Genomic DNA, 2,435 nt, shown 5'->3' on the forward strand with positions numbered 1-2,435 from the left:
CCCATCGAAGAAGCACATGAGTGGGCGTGACCTGGGTCGGCAAGCGCCGACACCGTCGCTGCGCTACCGTGCCGGGGAGGCATACGCCTAGCGCCTACTGAACACCAATGTCAAATCTAAAAACTTGAAGATCGAGTATCATGAAACTATGTTGGCATGTATTATTGACAACATGCCAACTTATAAATGGGCATACCGTTGCGCGGTGCATCTTGCCGTCTGGGCAGCGGGATTCGGTGGTGATCTGCTTCGGCCTTGCTCTCGACCTCCGCTTGCGTCAACATGCTTGCATGGTTGAAAGCCATCAAAGGACCATGGCCGCATGAAAACCATCGCCATTCTTTCGCAAAAAGGCGGCACCGGGAAAACCACCCTCGCCTTAAACCTCGCGGTCGCCGCGGAAGCCGCAGGCTATCCGACGGTGATTATCGACCTCGATCCGCAAGCCAGCGCCAAGGAATGGTCCAAAAGCCGGGAGAGAGACACGCCGGTGGTCATTTCCAGCCATGCCTCGCAGCTTGAAGAAGTCTTGGCGACGGCCAAGGAGAATGGTGCCGCCTTCTGTCTGATCGACACCGCCCCGCATTCCGAACAGGATGCCTTAAAGGCGGCACGCGCGGCAGACTTGATTCTGATTCCCTGTCGTCCCGCGATCCTGGATCTGCGCGCAATCACGGTCACCAAAGCACTCGCCGACCTGGCTAACACACCAGCCTTGGCGGTCATCAACTCCGCCCCACCACGCGGACCGCTTGCCGAAGAAGCTAGCACCGCCATTCGCGGGTATGGGCTGGACCTCGCCGCGGTCGTCATCACCCAGCGGATGGCATTCGTCCATTCCCTGACGGGGGGACAAACCGTGCTGGAGTTTGAACCGGACGGCAAAGCAGCAGACGAAATCCGGAGACTGTTCAAGCTGACTTGCACGCAGGTCAACCTGCCTGCGTTTCGCGCCAGAAAGACCGAGACATCCAAGAAGCCTGAAAAGAGGCGTTCCGCATGAGTAGTCGTGGCCGGAAAAGCACCTTATCGCAAGCGTTAGACTCGCTTGATCAGCGTCCATCCGTCCCGAAGGAAACCGCTGAACCCATGCCAGCACCGATCACGTCAGCGACCAGTCAGCCGAAAACGCCCTTACCGCCCAGCCGCCAAGGCAAGAAGGCGCTAACCGGGTATTTCGATCCGGCGGTGCTCAAGCAGATCAAGATGATGGCCGCCGCCGAGGAAACCACCATCCAGGCGCTCATGACCGAAGCCATGAATGACCTGTTCAAGAAGCACGGTAAGCCGCATATTGCATGACAGGATGACGATATGTAATGACATCATCATGCAAGCATGTATTTATGCTGTATCGTTAGGCCATTCATCATAGCGTTTAGCGAGGATGGCAGATAGTGAACCTGATCTTCCATGCCACGGCGCCTCAAACCCTATGAACGCCGGATAGGCCGACAGGCACGCTCTTGGCAGAGGCCCCCTGGAATCCATGATGGCGCCAAGGATCCCTGCTCGACCGCTTGTAAGGCGGTGCTCTGGTCCCCCTGGAGCGGCGCGTTGAGAAACGCCGGATCGAGCGGGAGTTGAACTTCCCACGCCTCGGTTCGGTCCAGTTGGACCCGCCCTTGCGCCAACCGGAAGTCCAGGACATGCCCGGCGTGTTGTCGATCGGCGGACAGGAAATGGAAATGGAAACCGGGGACATTGACGCCTTGCAGGAAGGTCGGGCACCAGAAACCGAGCAAGGTGCCGCAGATCGTCGCGTGCTCAAACACCGTCTGCTCCTTCGAGACCTCGGGGTCTAGGGCGCAACAGAACAGAAAACCTAGATAATTTCATAACAAAATGATTTTATGAGGCTTTCTGCCAATCGTCTCGTTGGGGTAGACCTCAGCGGAACGCTCCGATAAGACGGATTTTGCGCCTTATCAGGGTCTTCCCCGCGCGTGGAGACGCCAGAGGACGACGATCTAGACCCAAACGACACGGCTAATGGGCTTACATGGGTTTTCTGTTCCGTTGATCTCCAAACCCCACTTTCGCGAAACTCAGGATCAGGTGGACGAAGGGACCGCCTATCGATTCCCCAATTGGACGGACCATCGACCGTGGCAACGCGACCATCGTGCCGAGGCGATGGGTTATTGACCGCCGCGCTGGATTGCTTGGCCCGACTTGGACTCAGGCAGATGGCTTCCGAGTAACAGAAAAGCCCCGCCCGGACGCCTATGAGAATTTGCGTCCGTTTGTGCAGATTTACCCAAATTTCGGAGGAGCCTCAGTTTTCCGTTCCATAGCCCGTCTTCGACTATTCGCGCCCATTTTGCACGTAACCCTTTGTTTGGCTGACGCCGTAGGGGCAAAGGTCGGCACTACAAGCGATTAGTGTATGAGGGCATGGAGCGCGGTGGTGATCCTCGGTGGCGGCTGCGCGG

General features: G+C 57.4%; 3 protein-coding genes. 2 read left to right on the forward strand and 1 reads right to left on the reverse strand.

The genetic code is table 11. From position 1 onward, the window contains the following. Positions 1–322: 322 nt before the first annotated feature. Entirely contained in the window at positions 323–1,003 is a 681-nt protein-coding gene (gene parA, locus QZY07_RS20145; RefSeq protein ID WP_295406474.1) for a ParA family partition ATPase, read from the forward strand. Between the two features lie 86 nt (positions 1,004–1,089). Continuing rightward, positions 1,090–1,302, forward strand: a complete 213-nt coding sequence (locus tag QZY07_RS20150) for a ribbon-helix-helix domain-containing protein (RefSeq protein ID WP_295406477.1) — start codon at positions 1,090–1,092, stop codon at positions 1,300–1,302. Between the two features lie 131 nt (positions 1,303–1,433). Here QZY07_RS20150 and QZY07_RS20155 read toward each other — a convergent pair whose 3' ends face one another. Next, complete coding sequence (locus QZY07_RS20155) at positions 1,434–1,775, reverse strand: acetolactate decarboxylase (RefSeq protein WP_295406480.1); 342 nt, start codon at positions 1,773–1,775, stop codon at positions 1,434–1,436. Between the last annotated feature and the right edge of the window lie 660 nt (positions 1,776–2,435).

Source organism: uncultured Thiocystis sp. (assembly GCF_903866365.1).
In the GTDB taxonomy this organism is placed as follows: Bacteria; Pseudomonadota; Gammaproteobacteria; order Chromatiales; family Chromatiaceae; genus Chromatium.

Coding starts and splice junctions, on each gene's coding strand:
- parA (WP_295406474.1), top strand. CDS start 323: ATGAAAACCATCGCCATTCTTTCGCAAAAAGGCGGCACCGGGAAAACC.
- QZY07_RS20150 (WP_295406477.1), top strand. CDS start 1,090: ATGCCAGCACCGATCACGTCAGCGACCAGTCAGCCGAAAACGCCCTTA.